This is a genomic window from Kitasatospora sp. NPDC092286 (assembly GCF_044755565.1).
Taxonomy (GTDB): Bacteria; Actinomycetota; Actinomycetes; order Streptomycetales; family Streptomycetaceae; genus Kitasatospora.
The window spans coordinates 24,016-44,066 of record NZ_JBIVRD010000029.1; the positions used below are offsets into that span (position 1 = coordinate 24,016).

16 protein-coding genes are annotated in these 20,051 nt (G+C 73.2%); 6 read left to right on the top strand and 10 right to left on the bottom strand.

Annotated elements, in window-relative coordinates:
• Positions 1–318 precede the first annotated feature (318 nt).
• From ACIQIB_RS26640 to ACIQIB_RS26655, 4 genes are all read left to right on the top strand, one after another.
• Positions 319–1,779: a Cys-Gln thioester bond-forming surface protein gene (locus tag ACIQIB_RS26640; RefSeq protein WP_400761105.1), complete on the top strand. Its 1,461-nt coding sequence runs from the start codon at positions 319–321 to the stop codon at positions 1,777–1,779.
• 342 nt (positions 1,780–2,121) lie between these two features.
• A complete protein-coding gene (ettA, locus tag ACIQIB_RS26645; RefSeq protein ID WP_363608083.1) occupies positions 2,122–3,786 on the top strand; it encodes an energy-dependent translational throttle protein EttA in 1,665 nt (554 codons plus the stop codon).
• A gap of 109 nt (positions 3,787–3,895) precedes the next feature.
• Entirely contained in the window at positions 3,896–4,384 is a 489-nt protein-coding gene (locus ACIQIB_RS26650) for an acyl-CoA thioesterase (RefSeq protein ID WP_400761108.1), read from the top strand.
• Positions 4,385–4,430: 46 nt separating this feature from the next.
• Complete coding sequence (locus ACIQIB_RS26655) at positions 4,431–5,123, top strand: hypothetical protein (RefSeq protein ID WP_400761111.1); 693 nt, start codon at positions 4,431–4,433, stop codon at positions 5,121–5,123.
• Between the two features lie 54 nt (positions 5,124–5,177).
• Here ACIQIB_RS26655 and ACIQIB_RS26660 read toward each other — a convergent pair whose 3' ends face one another.
• From ACIQIB_RS26660 to ACIQIB_RS26705, 10 genes are all read right to left on the bottom strand, one after another.
• Positions 5,178–5,582 (bottom strand): globin, encoded by a 405-nt coding sequence (locus ACIQIB_RS26660; RefSeq protein ID WP_400655816.1) that lies wholly within the window; start codon positions 5,580–5,582, stop codon positions 5,178–5,180.
• Between the two features lie 88 nt (positions 5,583–5,670).
• Positions 5,671–6,831 (bottom strand): ABC transporter permease, encoded by a 1,161-nt coding sequence (locus tag ACIQIB_RS26665; RefSeq protein ID WP_363608079.1) that lies wholly within the window; start codon positions 6,829–6,831, stop codon positions 5,671–5,673.
• Entirely contained in the window at positions 6,828–7,745 is a 918-nt protein-coding gene (locus tag ACIQIB_RS26670; protein WP_363608078.1) for an ABC transporter ATP-binding protein, read from the bottom strand. The genes ACIQIB_RS26665 and ACIQIB_RS26670 overlap by 4 nt, the downstream gene beginning before the upstream one ends.
• A gap of 131 nt (positions 7,746–7,876) precedes the next feature.
• The gene (locus tag ACIQIB_RS26675) at positions 7,877–9,247 is read right to left on the bottom strand and encodes an FHA domain-containing protein (RefSeq protein WP_400761114.1); all 1,371 of its coding nucleotides are present in this window, start codon (positions 9,245–9,247) and stop codon (positions 7,877–7,879) included.
• Between the two features lie 72 nt (positions 9,248–9,319).
• Positions 9,320–10,675 (bottom strand): VWA domain-containing protein, encoded by a 1,356-nt coding sequence (locus ACIQIB_RS26680; RefSeq protein ID WP_363608076.1) that lies wholly within the window; start codon positions 10,673–10,675, stop codon positions 9,320–9,322.
• 77 nt (positions 10,676–10,752) lie between these two features.
• The gene (locus ACIQIB_RS26685; protein ID WP_363608075.1) at positions 10,753–12,048 is read right to left on the bottom strand and encodes a PP2C family serine/threonine-protein phosphatase; all 1,296 of its coding nucleotides are present in this window, start codon (positions 12,046–12,048) and stop codon (positions 10,753–10,755) included.
• Positions 12,049–12,051: 3 nt separating this feature from the next.
• Positions 12,052–14,589, bottom strand: coding sequence for a tetratricopeptide repeat protein (locus tag ACIQIB_RS26690; protein WP_363608074.1), 2,538 nt, complete (start codon positions 14,587–14,589; stop codon positions 12,052–12,054).
• A gap of 5 nt (positions 14,590–14,594) precedes the next feature.
• A complete protein-coding gene (locus ACIQIB_RS26695) occupies positions 14,595–16,010 on the bottom strand; it encodes a hypothetical protein (RefSeq protein WP_363608073.1) in 1,416 nt (471 codons plus the stop codon).
• 220 nt (positions 16,011–16,230) lie between these two features.
• The gene (locus ACIQIB_RS26700; protein ID WP_363608072.1) at positions 16,231–17,190 is read right to left on the bottom strand and encodes a glutamate ABC transporter substrate-binding protein; all 960 of its coding nucleotides are present in this window, start codon (positions 17,188–17,190) and stop codon (positions 16,231–16,233) included.
• Between the two features lie 16 nt (positions 17,191–17,206).
• Complete coding sequence (locus ACIQIB_RS26705) at positions 17,207–18,574, bottom strand: hypothetical protein (protein WP_363608071.1); 1,368 nt, start codon at positions 18,572–18,574, stop codon at positions 17,207–17,209.
• A 304-nt stretch (positions 18,575–18,878) separates the two neighbouring features.
• Here ACIQIB_RS26705 and ACIQIB_RS26710 point away from each other — a divergent pair, with 304 nt between their 5' ends.
• Together ACIQIB_RS26710 and ACIQIB_RS26715 are read left to right on the top strand one after the other, a co-directional pair.
• A complete protein-coding gene (locus ACIQIB_RS26710) occupies positions 18,879–19,454 on the top strand; it encodes a nucleosidase (RefSeq protein WP_363608070.1) in 576 nt (191 codons plus the stop codon).
• Positions 19,455–19,486: 32 nt separating this feature from the next.
• Positions 19,487–20,005 (top strand): DinB family protein, encoded by a 519-nt coding sequence (locus ACIQIB_RS26715; RefSeq protein WP_400761119.1) that lies wholly within the window; start codon positions 19,487–19,489, stop codon positions 20,003–20,005.
• The last annotated feature ends 46 nt before the right edge of the window (positions 20,006–20,051 follow it).

The following is a 20,051-nucleotide window of genomic DNA, read 5'->3' on the forward strand; positions in this document are numbered from 1 at the left end:
ATGTTGATCGAGACGGTTGTTGTGCCCGCACGCGCAATCCCGGATCGGTTTACCGAAAGATCCAGACTTTCTGGCTGAGCGTCAGCTTGTGTGGAAGCTGGGAGTGTTGATAACGATACAGATACGGAATCGTCCTGATTTCGCATGGGGGTTTGCGCGCCTCCTGGACTCAATAGGATTCGTCTGGTTCACACACATGCGGCTGCGCCACAGGGGGCGCGGCAATGCAAGGCGGGCTGCCCATCGGCATGGCCCGGCCCGGAGGGATCCCAGATGTTCCACAGGCAGGGGCGGAGTCTTCCGCGCGTCACCACTGTCATGCTCACGACCAGCTTGGTGCTGGGCGGAAGCCTGCTCGCGGCCGGTGCGGCGGCTGCGGCTGACGCGCCCGGTGCGGGCGTCACGGCTGTCATTCAGCCGACGATGACGAGTGAGGAGATCGCCATCGAGGGCGGTCACTCCATACAGGGCGGTCTGTTCACGCTCAAGACGGCCAACGGTGTGATCCAGACGTACTGCATCGACATCGACCACCCGGTCAACATCACCAGCGGGGTGGAGTACCAGGAGTCGGACTGGAAGTCGAGCTCGCTCGGCCGCAAGGAGAAGGCGCAGGACGCCGCCAAGATCCGCTGGATCCTGGAGAACTCCTACCCGCAGGTGACGGACCTCAAGAAGCTCGCCACGGACGCCGGCGTCCAGGGCGAGCTCACCAAGGAGGACGCCGCCGCCGGCACCCAGGCCGCGATCTGGCGCTTCTCGGACGGCAAGAACGCCATCCCGAAGGACTCGCAGGCCAAGCAACTGCGCGACTACCTGGTCAGCGAGAAGAACAAGGGCATCGCCGCCGAGCCCAAGCCCTCGCTGAGCCTCACCCCGGACTCGGCGTCGGGCAAGCCGGGCAACAAGCTCGGCCCGTTCACCATCAACTCCAGCGCCTCCGAGGTGAAGCTGGCGCTGTCCGGCGACGCCGCGGACAAGGTGAAGCTGGTCGACAAGGACGGCAAGCCGGTCACCGGCCTGACCGGTCCGGTCGCCAAGGACACCCAGCTGTTCCTGGACGTGCCCGCGGGCACCCCGGACGGCGCGGCCACCGTCACGGCCGCGGCCGACACCGTGGTGCCCAGCGGCCGGGTCTTCCTCAGCAAGGGCTACACCCCCGAGAAGCACAGCCAGACCATGATCCTGGCCGGTTCCACCAAGCTCAGCGTCACCGACGCGGCCAAGGGCTCCTGGAGGCAGGGCAAGGGCGCGCTGCTGGACAGCACCGCCCAGGTCGAGTGCGACTCCAACGGCGTCCGGGTCACCGTGACCAACGGTGGTGACGAGGCGGCCACCGTCACGGTGAAGCCGGGCAAGTCGCTCACCGTGCAGCCGGGCAAGGCCGAGAGCGTCGTCGTCCCGGTCGCGGAGGACACCGCCTACGACATCACCGTCACCGGCCCGAACGGCTTCAGCAAGGAGTTCAAGGGCATCCTGGACTGCAAGGTCTCCAGCGTGACCCCGCCGACCTCCAGCCCGTCGGCCACCCCGGTCCCGACCGGCACCCCGACCGGCACCCCCAGCGGTACGCCGTCGGCCGCCCCCAGCACCGCGGCCGGGCAGCCGACTCCGGCCGGCAGCAGCTCGGCCCCCGGCACCACCGGTGACCTGGCCCAGACCGGTGGTAACGACGCCACCCCGATGATCGCCGCCGCCGCCGGCGGTCTGGTCGTGGCCGGCGGTGCCGCGGTCTTCGTCCTGCGCCGTCGCGGCCGCCACGGTCGCAGCGCCGCCTGAGGCCGCTGAGGCACTGAGGCTGCCGGCCCACTGAGGCAGCCGGGGCGCCGAGAGCGCCCGAACGCCACCGGCGCCGCACGCCGAAGGCGGCTGTACCCCCGGCCCGGCCCCCCGCACCTGTTGCGGGGGGCCGGGCCGCTTCGCGTCCGGGGCACCTCGCCGTCATGCCCGTCCCTGCCCTCGCGCCGCCGCGTCCGCCGTCCCTGCCCTCGCGCCGCCGTGTCCGGTGGCCCGGGCGGATACCCCGGTGGGGCAGCCGGGGCGGTTCGGGGCTCCCGGCGGGTGCGGCACAATGGAAGGCTGCAAGCCGAATTACTCCCGACGACGCCGGAGCGATCTCACGTGGCGGAATACATCTACACGATGCGCAAGGTACGCAAGGCGCACGGAGACAAGGTCATCCTTGACGACGTGACGCTCAGCTTCCTCCCCGGAGCGAAGATCGGCGTCGTGGGCCCCAACGGCGCGGGTAAGTCCACCGTGCTGAAGATGATGGCCGGTCTGGAGCAGCCCTCCAACGGCGACGCCTTCCTCTCGCCCGGTTACACCGTCGGCATGCTGCTCCAGGAGCCGCCGCTCGACGAGACCAAGACCGTCCTGGAGAACGTCGAGGACGGCGTCAAGGAGATCAAGGGGAAGCTCAACCGCTTCAACGAGATCGCCGAGCTGATGGCCACCGACTACTCGGACGCGCTGCTCGACGAGATGGGCAAGCTCCAGGAGGATCTGGACCACGCCAACGCCTGGGACCTCGACGCCCAGCTGGAGCAGGCCATGGACGCGCTGGGCTGCCCGCCCGGCGACTGGGCCGTCACCAAGCTCTCCGGTGGCGAGAAGCGCCGCGTGGCGCTCTGCAAGCTGCTGCTGGAGGCCCCCGACCTGCTGCTGCTCGACGAGCCCACCAACCACCTGGACGCCGAGTCGGTGAACTGGCTGGAGCAGCACCTGGCCAAGTACGCCGGCACCGTCGTCGCCGTCACCCACGACCGGTACTTCCTGGACAACGTGGCCGGCTGGATCCTGGAGCTCGACCGCGGCCGCGCCATCGGCTACGAGGGCAACTACTCCACCTACCTGGAGAGCAAGCAGTCGCGCCTCAAGGTCGAGGGCCAGAAGGACGCCAAGCGCGCCAAGCGGCTCCGCGAGGAGCTGGAGTGGGTCCGCTCCAACGCCAAGGGCCGCCAGGCGAAGTCCAAGGCCCGTCTGGCCCGCTACGAGGAGATGGCGGCCGAGGCCGACAAGATGCGGAAGCTGGACTTCGAGGAGATCCAGATCCCGCCGGGCCCGCGTCTGGGCAGCATCGTCATCGAGGTGGAGAACCTCTCCAAGGCCTTCGGTGACAAGATCCTCATCGACGACCTGAGCTTCACCCTGCCGCGCAACGGCATCGTCGGCATCATCGGCCCGAACGGCGCCGGCAAGACCACGCTGTTCAAGATGCTCCAGGACCTGGAGACCCCGGACTCCGGCAAGGTCAAGGTCGGCGAGACGGTCAAGATCAGCTACGTCGACCAGACCCGCGCCAACATCGACCCGAAGAAGACGCTCTGGGAGGTCGTCTCCGACGGCCTGGACTGGATCAACGTCGGCCAGGTCGAGATGCCGTCCCGCGCCTACGTCTCGGCGTTCGGCTTCAAGGGCCCGGACCAGCAGAAGCCGGCCGGCGTGCTCTCCGGTGGTGAGCGCAACCGCCTGAACCTGGCGCTCACCCTCAAGCAGGGCGGCAACCTGCTGCTCCTCGACGAGCCGACCAACGACCTGGACGTCGAGACGCTCTCCTCGCTGGAGAACGCGCTGCTGGAGTTCCCCGGCTGCGCCGTGGTCATCTCCCACGACCGCTGGTTCCTGGACCGAGTGGCCACCCACATCCTCGCCTACGAGGGCGAGAGCAAGTGGTTCTGGTTCGAGGGCAACTTCGAGTCGTACGAGAAGAACAAGATCGAGCGGCTGGGCGCCGACGCCGCCCGTCCGCACCGGGCCACCTACAAGAAGCTGACCCGAGGCTGACATCCAGCTGTCACAACGGCCCGGCAGACTGCCCTCCGGGGCGGCCTGCCGGGCCGCGGCCCGCCGCCACAGCCGTCCGGCGGGTCAACGGACGTCGAGGAGAACACTCGTGGCACGCCACATCTACGCCTGCCCGCTGCGCTGGTCCGACATGGACGCCTTCGGGCACGTCAACAACGTGGTCTTCCTGCGGTACCTGGAGGAGGCCCGGATCGACTTCATGTTCACCCAGGCCGCCGCGGCCGGGGCGGGGGAGTTCGCGGGCGGTTCGGTGGTGGCCCGCCACGAGATCGACTACAAGCGCCCGCTGGTGCACCGGCCCGAGCCGGTCACCATCGAGACCTGGGTGACCAGGATCGGCGGCGCCTCGCTGACGGTCTCGTACGAGATCAAGGACACCGCCGAGGACGGCACCGAGACGGTGTACGTCCGGGCGTCCACCGTGGTCGTCCCCTACGACCTGGCCGAGGGCCGGCCGCGCCGGATCAGCCCGGTGGAGCGGGAGTTCCTCACGCGCTTCATGGACGACCGCAGCATGGACGACCGCAGCATGGACGACCGCAGCCCGGCCGGGGAGACGGCCGGCGCGGCCGCCTGAGCATCCGCTCCACCACCGACGACCTGACGATTCGAGCTGACGAGCGTTGACCACCACCGCCCCCCTCGCCCTCGCCGACGCCGGGGAGGCCGCCGACCTGGCCGCCTTCCTGGTCCGCCTGCTGCGCTTCGACAAGGCGGCGGCGGTGCGGTTGCAGGCGGTGGCCCGGTCCGGGGCCGACAGTGTGCTGGCGGTCTTCGGACGGCTGCCGCTGGGTGGTTCGGGCGCGCTGGCGATCCGCACCGCGCGGCTGACCGCGCTCGCCGCGCCCGTCGACCGCACCGTCTCGGCGGGCCAGTTGCTGGACGGTGTGAACGGCGAGGCGAACACCGTCACGCTGCCCGCGCCCGTCACCGGCCCGGCCTGGGCGGGTCTGCTGCCGCCGCGCTCCGGCTGGCGGCCGGCCGGTGAGCCCCCCGTTGACGAGGTGTACCCCGAACTGATGGCCGGCGTGAGGGAGTTCCGCGAGCGTAGCGAGGCCGTTCCGGAGCACCACCGGACCCGTGCGGTGCTGGACGCGCTCGCCGACGAGATCTGGTCCCGGCCGGTCGCCGCCCTGCCCGAACTGCCGCTGCGCGCCGTGCACGCGGCCTATGTGATCGGCTTCCTCAAGCCGGCCGTCCCGCTCACCGTGCACCGGGCCGGCGGCTGGCTCCGGCTGAGCGCCCCGGCCGGATCGGTGGCGGTCCGTACGGCGGCCGCGCCGGGCGCGGGTCTGGGGCTCAGCCCGGTCCGGTAGGACCGGACCCGGCGCGACCCGACCCGTCGCGTTCCGGGCGGCAGGCCGGGCCGGTCAGCCCTCGGTGTTGATCATCGAGGCGGCGGCGTAGACGAGATAGTCCCAGAGCTGGCGCTCGGCGTCGGCCGGCAGGGTCAGTTCGTCCACGGCGGTCCGCATGTGCTTCAGCCAGGCGTCGTGCGCCGCGCGGTCCACCTTGAACGGCACGTGCCGCATCCGCAGCCGCGGGTGGCCGCGCTGTTCGCTGTAGGTGCGGGGGCCGCCCCAGTACTGCATCAGGAACAGGGCGAAGCGCTCCTCGGCGGGCCCGAGGTCCTCCTCGGGGTACATCGGCCGCAGCAACTCGTCCTCGGCGACGCCCTGGTAGAAACGGTGCACCAGTCGACGGAAGGTCGGTTCGCCGCCGACCTGCTCGAAGAACGTCTCCTCGCTGAGCGTGCCACGCCGGATCTCTTTCACCCGACCATGGTCGCAGACGCCGACGGGGTCGTACACCGGGACTTCCGGCCTACGACCCCGTGCGGGACCCCTCGACGGGGAGCGGCTGCTACGCGTCCTCCCAGCGGAACAACCGCCCGGCGATCGCGGTGAGCACGGCGGCGAAGGCCAGCAGCCCGCCCATCGTCGGCAGCGCGTCCATCACGCCGCCGCCCCGGGAGAGCACCGACTGCGCCGCGCTGACCAGGTGCTTCAGCGGTAGTACCTCGGAGAAGGTCTTCAGCCAGCCGGGCATGTTGTCGGCCGGGAAGAACGAGCCGGACAGGAACGACATCGGCAGCACGATGATCTGCGAGATGCCGTTGGCCGCCTCCTCCGTCTTGGCGACCGACCCGGCCAGCAGGCCGATCGACATGAAGGCGATCGTGGCGCACACCACCAGCGGGATGATCAGCCACCAGTCTCCGGTGAGCTTCAGCCCGAAGAACGGGGTGGTGGCGACCGCGATGAAGACGGCCGTCTGGACGAGCGCGGTCAGCACCGAGACCGCGATCCGGGAGGCCACGATCGACCCGGCGCTGACCGGGGCCAGCCGCAGGCGCCGCAGGACCTTCTTCTGCCGCCAGGAGACCAGGGTCAGTGAAGCGCTGAACACCGCACCGGTGGCCACCGCCCAGCCGAGCAGGCCGGGAGTGAGGAATTGGATCGGCTTCAGCGAGTTGTCCTCGACCTGGCTCGCGTCCAGCACGAAGGCCGGCGGTTTGCCGGTGGCGGCCTGGTTGGCCTGCTGGACCACCGAGTTGACGATGCCCTGGACGGAGCCGGCGCGGACCTGGTCGGCCGCGCTGAAGCGCAGTACCACCTTGCCGTCCGGCCCCTCCTTGATCATCGCGTCCAGGTCGCCCTTGCGGACCTTGTCCAGCGCGGCGGCCTCGTCGTCGCTGCGGTTGATCGTCAGGACCTTCTCCAGCTGGGCCCGGCCGTCGCCCTGCACCGAGTCCAGGATCTGGACCGCGCCGACCTGGACGACCTTGGCGTGCGGGCTGGTGGCGCCCTTGAGCAGGGTGCCGAGCAGCAGCAGGAACATCAACGGGAAGAGGATCACGAAGAAGACGGCGGCGCGGTCCCGGACGAAGGAGACCAGCATCACCCGCGAGAGACTCCCGAAGGCGCTGACCCGCTCGCGTTCCGGCGTTCCGGCGGGGCCGCCGGCCGGGGCCTGGGCCCGCTGCGCGGGCACTGCGGTGGCCTGGGTGCGGTCGGCGCTCATGCGCGGTACTCCCGTCCGGTGAGCTGGAGGAAGACGTCCTCCAGGGTGGCGCCGCGCACTTCGAGGCCGCGCAACGCGTTGCGCTCGGCCAGTACGGAGAGCACCGGGGCCGGGAGCCGGGTGGAGACGGAGAGCGAGACACCGTCGTCCTCGATCGAGGCGATCTCGGCACCGGCCGCCGCGAGCAGTTCGCGGGCGGTGTCGGCGCTCAGCAGGCCGGACTCCACGCTGACCCGCACGGTGTCGTCGATCTCCCGGACCAGGGCGGCCGGAGCGCCGGTCCTGAGGATCCTCCCGTGGTCCATCACCGAGACGCGGTCGCAGAGCACCTCCGCCTCGTCCAGGTAGTGGGTGGTGAGCACGACCGTGCGGCCCTCGGAGTTGATGCCCCGCAGCAGGTCCCAGAGGTTGCGGCGGGCCTGTGGGTCGAGGCCGGTGGTGGGTTCGTCCAGGAAGACGAGCTCCGGGTCGTGGGCCAGCGCGCAGGCGATGGAGAGTCGCTGGGCCTGGCCGCCGGACATCTTGTCGGTCATCACCGCGGCCGACTCGGCCAGGCCGACCCGCTCCAGCATCGCGTCGGCGCGCTTGGGGCCGACGCCGTAGAAGGAGGCGAAGGTGCGGATCGTCTCGCGTGCCGTCAGTTTGTTGAAGAAGGCCGAAGCCTGGAACTGCACGCCGATGCGCGGCAGCAGCTTCGGATTACGCGGCCAGGGAGCCATCCCCAGCAGCTCGATCCGGCCCTCGTCGGGTTTGCGGATTCCCTCCAGGATCTCCAGCGTGGTCGTCTTCCCGGCGCCGTTCGGGCCCAGGATCCCGTAGAACTCGCCGACCTCGACGGTGAGTGACACTCCGTCGACGGCTTGTACGTCCCCGTACCGCTGACGGATTCCGTCGGCGGATATAGCAGCAGTCATACATCCTGACCCTACGGGTATTCAGGAACGCCGTGCAGGTGGAGCACGGTCTTTGGGAGATCATTTTGCCTGGGGCGGTAATGCGCCCGGACCGAGCGGTGGTTGACGACCGCTCGGCCCGGGACGGAGGTTCAGGCGCGGTGCAGGGTGATGGTGGTCCACGCTCCGATGTGGATCCGGTCGCCGTCGTTCAGCGGGATCGCGGTGTGCGGGGCGATCGGTTCGGCGCCGCCGTTCACCGTGGTGCCGTTGGTGGAGTCCTGGTCGACCAGCACCCAGCTGCCGTCCGCCTGTTCGGCGAGCAGCGCGTGCTGGTGCGAGGCGCCCGGGTCCTCCGGCGGTACCGACAGGTCGATCTCCGGTACGGTGCCGCGGTGCTGGCTTCGCCGGCCGATCCGCAGCTGGCCGCGACCGGTGATCGGAATGCGCCGCTCGGGGCAGTACGGCGGGAAGAACAGGCCCGCCGCCTCCGGGCCACTGCGGGCCATCATGTCGGTGAAGTAGTCGCGGTCGGCCGAGACCACCGCGAGCCAGTTGGACCGCACCGGCTCGGGCCGGCCGGGGTGCCCTGGTTGGCCGGGGTGGCCCAGCGGGGGCTGCTGCTGGGCCTGCGGGGGAGCCTGCTGGACCTGCGGCGGCACCGGCGGGGCCAGGTTGAACGAGGTGCCGAACTCCTCGCCGCGACCGGTCGGGCCCGGCTGGGCGTAGACCGGGCCGGAGTCCTCGCGGGGCGGGTTCTCCTGGTACGGCGAGCCGTGCGCGGGTGCGGGTGCGGGTGCGGGCGCCTGCTGCCCGTTGGCGGGCTGGGGCGGCGGGTAGCCGTAGCCGGACGGCGCGCCGCCGTGGGGGCCCTGCGGGTGCTGCGGCTGCGGTGGCTGCTGCGACTGCGGCTGGTGCTGGGCCTGTTGGTGCTGACCGTGTTGGTGCTGGCTGTGCTGAGGCTGGCCGTGCTGGGGCTGGGCGTGCGACAGCTGGCCGTGCTGGGGCTGCTGGTGCGGGGCCGGCTGCTGCTGTCCCTGGCCGCCGGGCTGCGGGCTGCCGCCGTACGCGGCCGGGATGTTCAGCGGGGCGGGCCCGGCCGCCTGCCCGGGGATGCCGCCGTCGGCCGTGGGCTGGCGGTGCGAGGGCGCGGAGAGGTCATAGTCGTACCCGCACTCCTCGCAGAACCGGCCGGTCTGCGGGCTGCGGCAGATCGGGCAGACCACCAGGCCCTCGGTGAGCTCCGGGTAGCCCTGCGTGGCAGGGGGCGGTACCGCGCCGGGCGCCACCGGTCCGCCGAACGGCGCTCCGCCGTGACCGCCGGGCGCCCCGTGGGAGCTGTGGGAGCCGTGGGAGCCGTAGCCGCCGGGGGCCGCGTGCCCTCCGGGCGTCCCAGGGATCCCGTGCGCGCCCGGGAGAGTGCCGGGCGGCGGCGGGATCGGTGGCGGTGGTGTCATCGGGAAGCCGCAGAAGTCGCACCAGTCCTCGGCCTGCGACTCATGGCCCCTCGGGCAGATCGGCATCAGGTCCCCCCTCAATTCCAGCCAGCTGGGGCAGCGTCAGGCCGGGCTCGGGCCCGGTCACGTCCTCACCGGTCACTTCTTCACACGTACGGTCTTGGTCGACCGGGTCTCAAGGGTCATCGAGTCGGCCTCGCTCACGTCCTTACGGAACCGAACCGTACCCTCCTTGGGGTCGACCACGTCCACCACCTTCTGGAGCAGTTTGAAGGTGCCCTCGTTGCCGGTCGCGTGGGCGATCCGGACGGCGGCGCCGAGCTTCGCGGTGGCGCGGTCCACGTCCCCGGCCCGGTGGGCCTCCAGCCCCTCCTGGATGGAGGAGGCCAGTTCGGCCTGCCCGGTGTAGTGGGCCACCTGCGGGCTGATCCGGGTGGACGAGGCCAGGTCGTCCGTCCAGACCGCCTTGACCAGGCCCTGGGTCAGCACCTCGGGCCCGCCGCCGGCCTGCGGCGGCAGGACCAGGCTGACCCGGGCGGCGAGCATCTCGTTGCCGACGGCGGCGGCCGGGACCTCCACGCAGACGTGGTAGTCGCGGCTCTCGTCGCCCCAGGAGCCGGTGGGATAGTCGCCCGCGCGGGGGCCGGCCTCCGCGCGGCGGCCGGTCAGGTCCTCCACCGAGGGAGCGACCTGCTTGACGAACTTGACCACCGCGTTGGCCGGCGTCCAGATCCGCAGCGCGACGTCGGCGACCTGCTTGCCCATCGCGCCGGCCATCATCGAGCGGAAGTCCTCGGCGAGGCCGGACGGTTCGGCGACGATGTCGACGGTGCCGAGCAGCGCGGAGGAGATCTTGCGCAGCTCGTCCACCTTCCAGTCGGTGCCCACGCCTCGGCAGTCGGCGGTGAAGTGGCCGGTCACCCGCTCGATGGCGCGGTCCAGGTCGGCCGCCGACTCGTGCTCGTTGTTGCCGTCGGTCAGCAGGATGGCGTGCCGGATGGCGATGTCGCGGCGGCTGAGGAAGAGCTTGTCGGCCTTGGCCAGCCAGGTGCCCATGGCGGTGCCGCCGGCCGCGTTGAGCCGGCGCAGCGCCTCTCTGGCCCGGGCGCGGGTGGCCTCGGAGGCGATCGCGAGGGTGCCGTCCCCGGGATAGATGTCGCGGGCCTCGTGGGTGCCGGCCACCACGGCGAAGGCGACGCCGTCGCGGACGGTGCCGATGGCGGCGGCGGTGGCCTCCCGGGCGCCGCGCATCTTGCTGGCCGGGTAGTCCATCGAGCCGGAGCAGTCCACCATGATCACCACGGCGGCGGACTGGTTGCCCGCGCCCTGCGACCCCGCGTCGGACACTCCCAGCGGACGGCCGCCGGACGTGCCGCCGCCGGTCGCGGTGACGGTGACGATGGCGTTCACCTCGCGGGCGCCGTCCGCGAGGAACTCGTTCTGGAAGATGTCCACGTCGAACCTGGGCAGGTTCGGCTTCGCCAGTGTTGCCATGGGCCGGTGGCTCCCGTCGGGTGGTCGAAGGTGCGAAACGGTCGGTGGGGGCGGGTGGGGCCGGGGCGGCGCGTGCGTCAGGCCGTCGGCGGGTGCGGCGGTCGCGGGGGGACGACCGGCGGTGCGGCGGGCGGCGCGGCGGGCGGCAGGGGCGCGGCGGGCGAGCCGATCACCGGCAGGTCGGGGAGGGTCGGGTCGTGTTCCTCCTCGGGGCCCTCCGGTGCGGCGCCGATCACCGGCAGGTCCAGCGCGGTCGCCGTCCGGGCGTCCTCCCCGGTGTCCTCCCCGCCGGCGGGCCCGGCGGCCGGCCCGGTGGTCGGGTCGATCGGCAGGACGGCGACGGTGATGTTGTCGTGCCCGCCGGCCGCGACCGCGAACTTCACCAGGGTCTGCGCCGCGGCGAGCGGTTCGGCGCGGGCGTCCTGGCGGACGAAGTAGGCCAGGTCGGTGGCGGCCTCGGCGTAGTTCCAGAGGCCGTCGGTGCAGATCAGCAGCACACCGGGGACGTGCGGGGTGAAGTCCAGGGTGTGCGGGACGACCTCCTCGGCGTCCGCGCCGAGCCAGCCGGTGATGGCGTGGGCGCGCGGGTCGGCGTAGGCCTCGGCCTCGGCCATCAGCCCGGCCTCGACCATCCGGGCGGCCCAGGAGTCGTCCTGGGTGAGCCGGAACGGCTCGGCGCAGGCCCGGTCGTCCGGGATCCAGTAGGCCCGGGTGTCGCCGACCCAGCCGATGGTGACCCGGCCGCCGGACGCTATCGCGCTGACGTAGGTGCAGGCGGGCGCGTTGAGGTCGGGCCGGGTGGGCGAGGCGCCGTCCACGGCGAGGTCGGCGACGGCCTTGGCGGCGTCGGCGATCGCCTGGCGCATCGCCGCGTTGGGCTCGTGGCCGGCCTCCAGTGCGGTGAGCAGCGACTCGGAGGCGGTGTCGACGGCGGTCTCGGACGCCTCGTCGGGCCGGTCGGAGGAGGAGACCCCGTCGCAGACCACGGCCACCACGACCGGCTCGCCACCGGGCAGCGAGGTGGCGGCGACGGTGAAGGAGTCCTCGTTGCGGTGGTGGCGCACGCCCCGGTCGCTGACCCCGGCGACGCCCGCGAGGGACTTCTCCATGTGGTCGCGCGGGCGGGGCTGGGCGCCGCCGCAGGCCTCGCAGTAGCCGTCGGTGGTGACCTGCGGCACGCCGCAGTGCACGCAGACCGGAGCGCTCTGCGCCGGGACGGTCGGCGGGTGGTCCTCACCGCGGGCGGCGGACCAGCTGGCGGGCATCGCGCCCGGGGCCGGGCGGCCGTCCCGGCCGGCCCCGCAGGAGCCGCAGAAGACGTCCTCCGGATCCAGCGGCTCGGAACAGCTCGGGCACACGGTCTGCTGTGGCATTGGCTACACCCACGTCCTGGGGCGGGCACGGTTGGCCCGCTCCACCATCTCGATCCTGGTCTCGGCCCGGTCGGCCAACCGGGCGAGTACCCGGTAGGACTGCTCCAGTGCGAACCGCAGTTCCCGTTCGACGGCCGGCCGTCCCAGTACGGTGACCTCGCCGGCCGACCGGGCCTGGCCGCCCTCTCCGGGAGAGCCGGCCGTCACCCAGCCGAGCGCGGCGCCGAGCACCTCCACGGCGAGCTCCTCGCGGCGGCGGTCGTCCAGGCGCAGCGCGGTCAGCTGCGCGGAGCTCGCGCCGAGGTCGGCGCCGAGCGGGTCGGTGGCGGGCCGTTCGCGCAGCCGGGCCCGGACGGCGGCGATCCGGGCGGCGGTGAACTGGCTGGAGGTGGCCGGCACCGACTCCAGGACGGCGACGGCGCCCGGCCGGTCGAGGTCCCCGAGCCGGACCCGGGCCAGCCCGAAGGCGGCGCTCAGGTAGGCCTGGTCGGTGCTCCACACCAGCCGGTAGAACTCGGCCGAGTCGCCGCCGGAGCCGAGGAGTTCGGCGCAGATGGCGAGGGCCAGCTTCGGGGCGCTCTCGCCGGGGAAGGCGTCGTAGACGGCGTCGAAGGCCTCGGCGGCGGCGCGTACGCCGCCCGGGTCGGGGGCCCGGTCCGCCGCGGTGGCGGAGCCGGCCAGGGCGGTCAGGCCGCGGTACCAGACCACCCGCCAGTCGTCGGGGTGGTCGTTCTCCAGAGCGGTCAGGGCGTCCGCGGCCTCGCGGTGCCGGCCGAGTTCCAGCTGGGCGCGCAGCTCGCGCAGCCGTCGCTCGACGGAGTCGGCGGGCGCGCCGGCCAGGGCGGTCAGCGCCTCCTCGGGGTCGGCCCCGAGCAGGGTGGCGAGGAAGCCGGCGTTGGGGTCGGCGGGGTCGACCCGGGGGGCGGGCAGCGCCAGCGCGGCGGCGGCCGGGTCGAGGGCGGCCACCCGCAGCTCGCCGGGTACGGTGCCGGGCAGTACCAGCTCGGTGTCGACCACCCGCAGCTCCGGGCCGAACAGGGTGGAGAGGGCGGGGCGCGGCCGGCCGTCCTGGAGCGCCAGCACCTCGCGCAGCACGCCGGTGAGCTGGTCGGCCATCTCCTCGGCGGAGGCGAACCGGCGGGCCGGGTCCGGGTCGGTGGCACGGACCAGGAAGCGGTAGTACGACTCGTACGCGGCGAAGACCGGTACGGCCTCGGGCCCGGGCAGGGAGTGGCGGTAGGTGGTGCTGTAGCCCTGGAAGTCGAAGGTGAGCACCGCGAGGGTGCGGGCCACGGTGTAGAGGTCGGAGGCGGGGGAGGGGCCGTCGGTGGCGATCTCGGGGGCCTGGTAGCCGATGGTGCCGTAGATCGGGCCGTCGTCGTCCAGGTGGCGGACCGCGCCCATGTCGATGATCTTGAGCGCGTCGCCGCTCTGGATCACGTTGTCGATCTTGAAGTCGCAGTACACCAGGCCCCGGCTGTGCAGGTACCCGAGTGCGGGCAGCGCCTCCAGCGCGTACGCGATCGCCTGCTCCACCGGCAGCGGCTCGCGGTGGCCGTCCGGCGTGCGGCGGTCGTTGGCGATGTCCTTGAGCGACTTGCCGCCGACGTACTCCATGACGATGTAGCCGTCGGTGGAGCCGGTGCGCAGGTCCGGGTGCTCGGCGAAGTTGATGATGCGGACGATGTTCGGGTGGTCCACCTCGGCCAGGAAGCGCCGCTCCGCGACGGCCACCGCGAGCGCGTCCTCGTCCCCGGTGTCCAGCAGGCCCTTCAGCACCACCCACTTGTCGTTGACCCGCCGGTCCACCGCCAGGTAGATCCAGCCGAGCCCGCCGTGCGCCAGACAGCCCACCACCTCGTACTGCCCGCCGACCAGGTCCCCCCGGCGCAGCTTGGGCGTGAACGAGTACGGCGTGCCGCACTTGGTGCAGAAGCCCTCCGGGCGGCCCGGGCGGCCGTTCTTCTCCCGGCCCACCGGGGTGTCGCACTTGGAGCAGAACCGCTTGCGCTCCGGCACCTCGGGGTTGGCCAGCACGGCCTGCGCCGGGTCGGCGTCCGGGACGCTCGGCACCGTCACCAGGCCGGCGCCGAGCCGGCTGCGGGTGCCCGCGCTGACGCTGCCCCGGCTGCTGCGCACCGACACCGAGCGGCCGCTGCCGGTCCGGGTGGAGCGGTGCGAGCGGGAGCGGCCGGACATCGTGTGGGACGAGCCGGAGCCGGCCCGGGACGAGCCGCTCCGCCCGGAGTCGGGGGCGACCCGGGCCGAGGGCAGGTACGGCTGGGTGAGCCCGGTGTCGCCGCCGGGGGCGGTGAGGCCGCACTCGTCGCAGTAGCCGTCGTCGTCGATCGTCCCGGCGCAGTCGCGCGGGCAGGGCGAACCCGGGCCCGCGGCGGTGGCCGGGGTGCCCGCCGGGCTGCCGGAGGCGGCGGTCTTCACCGAGGACGCGCCCGCCGGTGCGAGCCCGCACTCGTCGCAGTAGCCGTCCTCGTCGATCGTCCCGCCGCCGGTGCACTCCGGCCGCTCGCACGCTTCGCCCATGAACCTCAGCCCCCCTGAACCTGTCCGTCGACCGGCGCCCCGCCGGCCTCTCCCTGCACGGCCTCTCCTTGCGCGGCCCCGCCGGCTCCGGCCCCGCCCGCTCCGGGCCCGTCCTGCTCCGACGCGTCCGGGGTGGGCCGCAGCGACTGCTGGAAGCGGGCCACCGCGGCGGCCGCCGCCCGCAGGTCGCAGGGCGCGCTCCAGAGCAGCCAGCGCGCCTTCTCGTAGCGCTCGACCACTTCCGGGTCCTCGGCGACCCGAAGCCGGGCCGCCATCGCCTTGTACGCGTCCAGCCGTCCGCGCAGCTCGGCCCGGACGGCCAGCGGCTGGGTCACCTCGGTGAGCGACTGCCGGGCCCGGCCCAGCTCCTTGGCGGCGGCGTCCTCCAGGGCGTCCAGCAGCGGTGCCAGCCGGTACCACTGGCCGCTCTGGCGCAACTCCAGTGCCAGCACGATCCGTTCGCGCAGCGCCGAGGCCGGGCCCGGCACCGCGGGCACCTCGGTGGCCGCTATCTTCGCCAGCACCTCGCCGCGCGCCCGGCGGGCCTCCGCCAGCGTGGCGTCCGCCCGTTGCAGCAGCTCGCCGACGCCCTGCAGCCGCTCCTCGGCGTCGTCGCGCAGCCGCAGCATGTTCTCCAGCTCCAGCCGGACGCCGTCCAGCGCCCGCCCGGCCCGGTCGAACCGTTCGGTGTCCACCATTCCGGAGGGGGTGGCCAGCGCGGTGCCGTCCGGAGTGGTGCCGCGCTGGGCGGGCACCCGGGCCGGTCGCCAGAGCGCCAGCGGGTCGCTGCGGACCTCGGCCCGCAGCTCCGTCAGATCGGCGTCCAGCCCGACCAGGTCGTCGGCGAGCGGGTGGTGGCCGGTGCGGACGCCGAGCGAACCGGCCAGGTTCCGTACCCGGTGCAGCTCGGCCAGCAGCAGGTCGATCCGGGCCGGCAGCGCGGACCAGACGGCGTCGGCGGCGCTCACCACCTCCAGCACGGTGGCGTACCAGGAGTTCATCCGCACCATCAGCGCGTCCAGGCTGACCCGCTCGACCAGCCTGGCGGGTGCGCCGAGCAGCTGCGGGCCGTCCGGCAGCGCACCGCCGGGCACGGTGACCGCCTCGCCGGTCAGCAGCTCGCTCAGTTCGGCGAGTTCGGGCGTGCCGGGCCTGGCCTTGCGGGCGCGCACCGCGCGGGCGGAGGCCAGGGCCTCCGAGTAGCGGTCGAACAGCGCCCAGAGCAGCGGCAGGCCCTGCCCGGCGACCGTCCAGCGCTCCTGGGTGCGGCCGGCCAGCTCGGCGCCGTCGAGCAGGCGCAGACCGGGATGGTCCTGGAGCGAGAGCAGGGCCGACTCGACCGCGTCGCGCTCCGCGCCGAGGCGCGCCAGCGCGCGGTCCACCTCCTCCCGGCTCAGCACCGGACCAGCAGATGCTGCCAACGCCGTGTCCTTCCTGTCTGGTGTCGCTCGCTGTGCCGTCCGGTGCCGCTCGCTGCGGTGTCCGCCGTGGTGTCCGCCGCGCTGTCCGGGTCCCTCCGCTCCGGTCGTCGGCCGCACCGCGACCGTCCTGACCCTAGCCGGTGGCCCGGAGGACGGGCCGGGCGCGGGCCGTCAGGACGCCCTCATCGGCGCGCCTCGCACCGATCCGGTCGGGCGCCGCTCAGCGGGCCTGCTCCTTCGGCCAGTAGTGGTCGGCGTCGTTCAGCATGTACGGCTTGAGCCAGCGGTCGTAGCCCGCCCGCCAGGCGCCGCCGGAGTGGTAGTCGGCGAGTACCTGGTTCACCCGGGCCGTCAGGTCGGTGCTGTTCTTCAGCATCGCGATGCCCATGACGGCCGGCCGGACCTCGCCGTCCACCACCCGGACGGTCTGGTCCTGGGCCGCCTGGCTCGCCGCGAGGCCGTCGTCGGTCATGGTCGCGTCGATCTTGCCGAGCTGCATCAGCACCAGGCAGTCCAGGTGGTTCTCCACCGTGACGATCTTCCCGACCTTCGGGCGGGCCTTCAGCTCGTCCTCCGCCGAGGAGCTCGACGCGGCGCAGACGGTCTTGCCGTTCACCGCCTCGTCTATGGTCCTGGCCGGCGACGACTTCGGCACCAGCACCCGCTGGCTGGTGGTGAAGTACGGCTTGGAGAAGGCGACCTGGTCCAGCCGGTCGCAGGTGATCGTCATGGTCCGGACGATCAGGTCGACCCGGCCCTCCTGGATGAACTTGATCCGCTCGGCGGTCGGCACCGCCTTGAGGGTCACCTTCTCCGGGTCGCCCATGAGGGCCGTGCCGATCGCCTTGGCGAGGTCGATGTCGAAGCCCTCGATCTGACCGGTGTTCGGGTTGCGCGCGCCCCAGCGGTAGCTGTTCTGGTCCACGCCGATCACCAGGCTGCGCCGGGCCTTGATCGCCTTCACCGCCGGGCCGTCCTCGGTGCTCGCCGGCACGCTCTTGTAGACGTCGCAGTCGGCCTGCGGCTGCTGCGGCGCCTGTTCTGCCCGGGGTGCCCGCTGCCCCGCGGCCGCCGCCGGCAGCACGGCGCCCTGCGGGGCGCCCGCGCCCAGCACCGCCGCGCAGGACGCCAGCAGCGCCACCGCCGTCACCGACCGGGCCCGTACGTTTCCCTTGCGCATGATGTCCGTTCCCCCTCTACCGGTACTCGGCCAGTCGCCGGCCGAGGCCGCGCGCCGCCGCCACGGCCGCCACCAGGGCCAGCAGCGCCACCGCCACGGCGGCGGTGCGCAGGTCCCCGTCGATGCCCTCGGCCGCCTGCCGGAACTCCTTCAGCTCGATCCCGGCGGCGTTGGCCAGCCCCTGGTCGGCGGCGCTGAACGAGGCGTCGGCGCTCTTCGGCACGTCCGCCTCCTTGACCGTCACCGTGGCGTCCAGCGCGCCCTGGTAGTCCGCGTCGACGTTCTCCAGCCTGCTCGCCGCGGCGTGCCGGTCGTACCACTCCTCGTACCGCGTCCTGGCGTCCCCGATGGCCGGGGACGCGTCCGGCGGGGCCAGCCGCAGCGCCGTCACCAGCGTGCCGCCGCGGGGGAGATCCCCGTCGCCCTCCTTGCGGCTCTCCAGGTGCTCGGTCGTCGTCGTCCACAGGTCCGCGTACGTGGTGCTCGAACCCCGGGCGACGAAGTGCAGGTTCTCCGCCAGCCGGGCGGTCAGCACGTCCACCCGGGCCGCGTTGAGCGCCCGCAGCGGGGCCGCGCCCCTGGACTCGCTGCGCGCCAGGCCGTTGTGCGCGTCCAGCCCCGCGACCGTCAGCCAGAGCGCCCCGGCCAGCACGGCGGCGGTCGCGCCGAGCAGACCGGGGTTGAACACCCGGTTGGTGCGCCGGAACAGCCTGATCTGCACCCAGACCAGCGCGCCCAGGGTCACCACGCCCAGCCCGTACGCCGCCCACGGCACGGCCTTGGCCTCGGCGAAGTCGTCCGCCAGCTCCTGGTTCTCGGCGGCGGTCAGCTGGGCGGCGGCCGGCAGCAGCACCGTCCGCATCTGGTCGGAGGCGTACCGCAGATAGGCGCCGCCGAGCGGGAAGCCCTGCCGGTTGTCCGCCCGGGCGGCCTCCACCAGACCGGCGTAGACCGGCACCTGCTGGTTGAGCGTGGTGAGCCAGCCCTGGGCGGGGGAGGAGGCGGTGGTCCGCGCCGCGGCCTCGGTGATCAGCCGGGAGGCCGTCGCCAGGTCCTGCTCGTACCGGTCCCGGACGGCCTTCGGCTCCGCACCGGCCAGCAGGAAGCCGGTGGCCGCCGTGGTGTCCGCGTCGGCCAGCGAGCGGTGGATGTCGGCGGCCGCCTGGCTCAGCGGCTGGCTGTACGAGACCACCCGTTCCGCCGCCTGCGCACGGGAGTTGACCTGCCAGGCGGTGAGCGCGCCGAACGCCACGGTGAGCACGGCCAGCAGGGCCCCGGCCAGCCGCAGCCGGCCCGGCGCCGTTCCGGTGGCTCGGCCGAGCCGGGCGCGCAGCCCGGTGGCCGGGACCGCCGCCGCCGGGCCGCCGGGCGGTACCGGCACCACCGCGCCCGGCTCCTGTGTACGTACTGGTGTCGCCACCCGCCTCACCCTCCCCTGTGGCCCGCCCCGTCATCCGGGGCCCGACCGTTGCCAGCAGTATGGCCGTCAGTCCCCGCGGCCACACCCGACTTGCGCCGATCTTGAGCATCTCCGAGCGGCGGAACGGCCGCTGCCGCCGGACGCGGGGCGGGCGGCGATCGCTGCGACGCGGGATGCACCCTATGCGGTTCCCCGGACAGTCGGAGGGGAGGGGTCCGCTTGTGTCCGGGCACCGGTTCGGCGGGGACCGCTCCGTACCATGGGCCGTATGCGCCTGCTTGGAACCATCTCCGCCGACCGTCCGCTGCTCGTCGTCGCCGTCCGGGAGGAGGCCGCCCACCTCGGCGACCGGCTCCCCGTGCTGCTCACCGGCATTGGCAAGGTCAACGCCGCCGCCGCGCTGGCCACCGTCCTCGCCCGGGGGGAGCACCCCAGCGAGGTGGTCAACCTCGGCACCGCCGGCGCCCTGCGCCCCGGCTGGGAAGGCACCCACCAGGTCACCCAGGTGCTCCAGCACGACATCGACACCCCGGCCCTGTACGCCCTCACCGGCCGCACCTACGGCGCGCCGCTCGTCGTCGGCAAGGGCGACGGCCCGGTACTGGCCACCGGCGACCTCTTCGTCTCCGACCCGGCCGCCCGCGAGCGCCTGGCCGAGCACGCCGACCTGGTCGACATGGAGGGCTACGCCCTCGCCACCGTCGCCCACCGGGCGGGCGTGCCCGTCCGGCTGGTCAAGCACGTCAGCGACGAGGCCGGCGCGGACGCCGGGCACACCTGGCGCGAGTCGGTCGACGACTGCGCACGCCACCTCGCCGACTGGCTGCACACCCAGGGCTGGTGACGGTGCGGCCGGAGCGATTCAGGGGGGTACGAGTGAACGGGAAGACCACACCGTCCGTGGGCCGCGACGTCCGCCCGCCCGGGCTCAACGCCGACGAGCCGACCACCCTGCTCACCTTTCTCGACTACCTGCGCGAGGCCGTCATCGGCAAGACCGCAGGGCTCTCCGACGAGGACGCCCGGCGGCCCGGCGTCGCCTCCGGCACCAGCCTGCTCTGGCTGGTGCGGCACCTCACCGCCGTCGAACTCAACTGGTTCGTCTGGGCCTACCGGGGCGCGGACGTCGAACCCTGGGACGACGACGCGCCCTCGCCCGGCGACGAGACGGTGGCCGGATCGGTCGCCGCCTACCGGGCCGCGATCGCCCGGGCCAACGAGGTGATCGCCGCCGCGGCCACCGACCTCGACCACCCCGGCGTGCGCCCGCTGCGCCCCGACGCCGAAGCCCCGTCGATGCGCTGGCTGCTCGTCCACATGATCGAGGAGACCGGCCGGCACGCCGGCCACGCCGACATCCTCCGCGAACAGCTGGACGGTTCGGTCGGTCGCTAGGGCTTGGGCCGGGCACCGACCGCTGCCGGCGGGGGCGGCAGCGGCC

Bases quoted from the DNA above. Each gene is read 5' to 3' on its own strand.
- ACIQIB_RS26640 (WP_400761105.1), top strand. From the start codon at position 319: ATGCTCACGACCAGCTTGGTGCTGGGCGGAAGCCTGCTCGCGGCCGGT.
- ACIQIB_RS26665 (WP_363608079.1), bottom strand. From the start codon at position 6,831: ATGAGCGCCGACCGCACCCAGGCCACCGCAGTGCCCGCGCAGCGGGCC.
- ACIQIB_RS26670 (WP_363608078.1), bottom strand. From the start codon at position 7,745: ATGACTGCTGCTATATCCGCCGACGGAATCCGTCAGCGGTACGGGGAC.
- ACIQIB_RS26675 (WP_400761114.1), bottom strand. From the start codon at position 9,247: ATGCCGATCTGCCCGAGGGGCCATGAGTCGCAGGCCGAGGACTGGTGC.
- ACIQIB_RS26680 (WP_363608076.1), bottom strand. From the start codon at position 10,675: ATGGCAACACTGGCGAAGCCGAACCTGCCCAGGTTCGACGTGGACATC.
- ACIQIB_RS26685 (WP_363608075.1), bottom strand. From the start codon at position 12,048: ATGCCACAGCAGACCGTGTGCCCGAGCTGTTCCGAGCCGCTGGATCCG.
- ACIQIB_RS26690 (WP_363608074.1), bottom strand. From the start codon at position 14,589: ATGGGCGAAGCGTGCGAGCGGCCGGAGTGCACCGGCGGCGGGACGATC.
- ACIQIB_RS26700 (WP_363608072.1), bottom strand. From the start codon at position 17,190: ATGCGCAAGGGAAACGTACGGGCCCGGTCGGTGACGGCGGTGGCGCTG.
- ACIQIB_RS26710 (WP_363608070.1), top strand. From the start codon at position 18,879: ATGCGCCTGCTTGGAACCATCTCCGCCGACCGTCCGCTGCTCGTCGTC.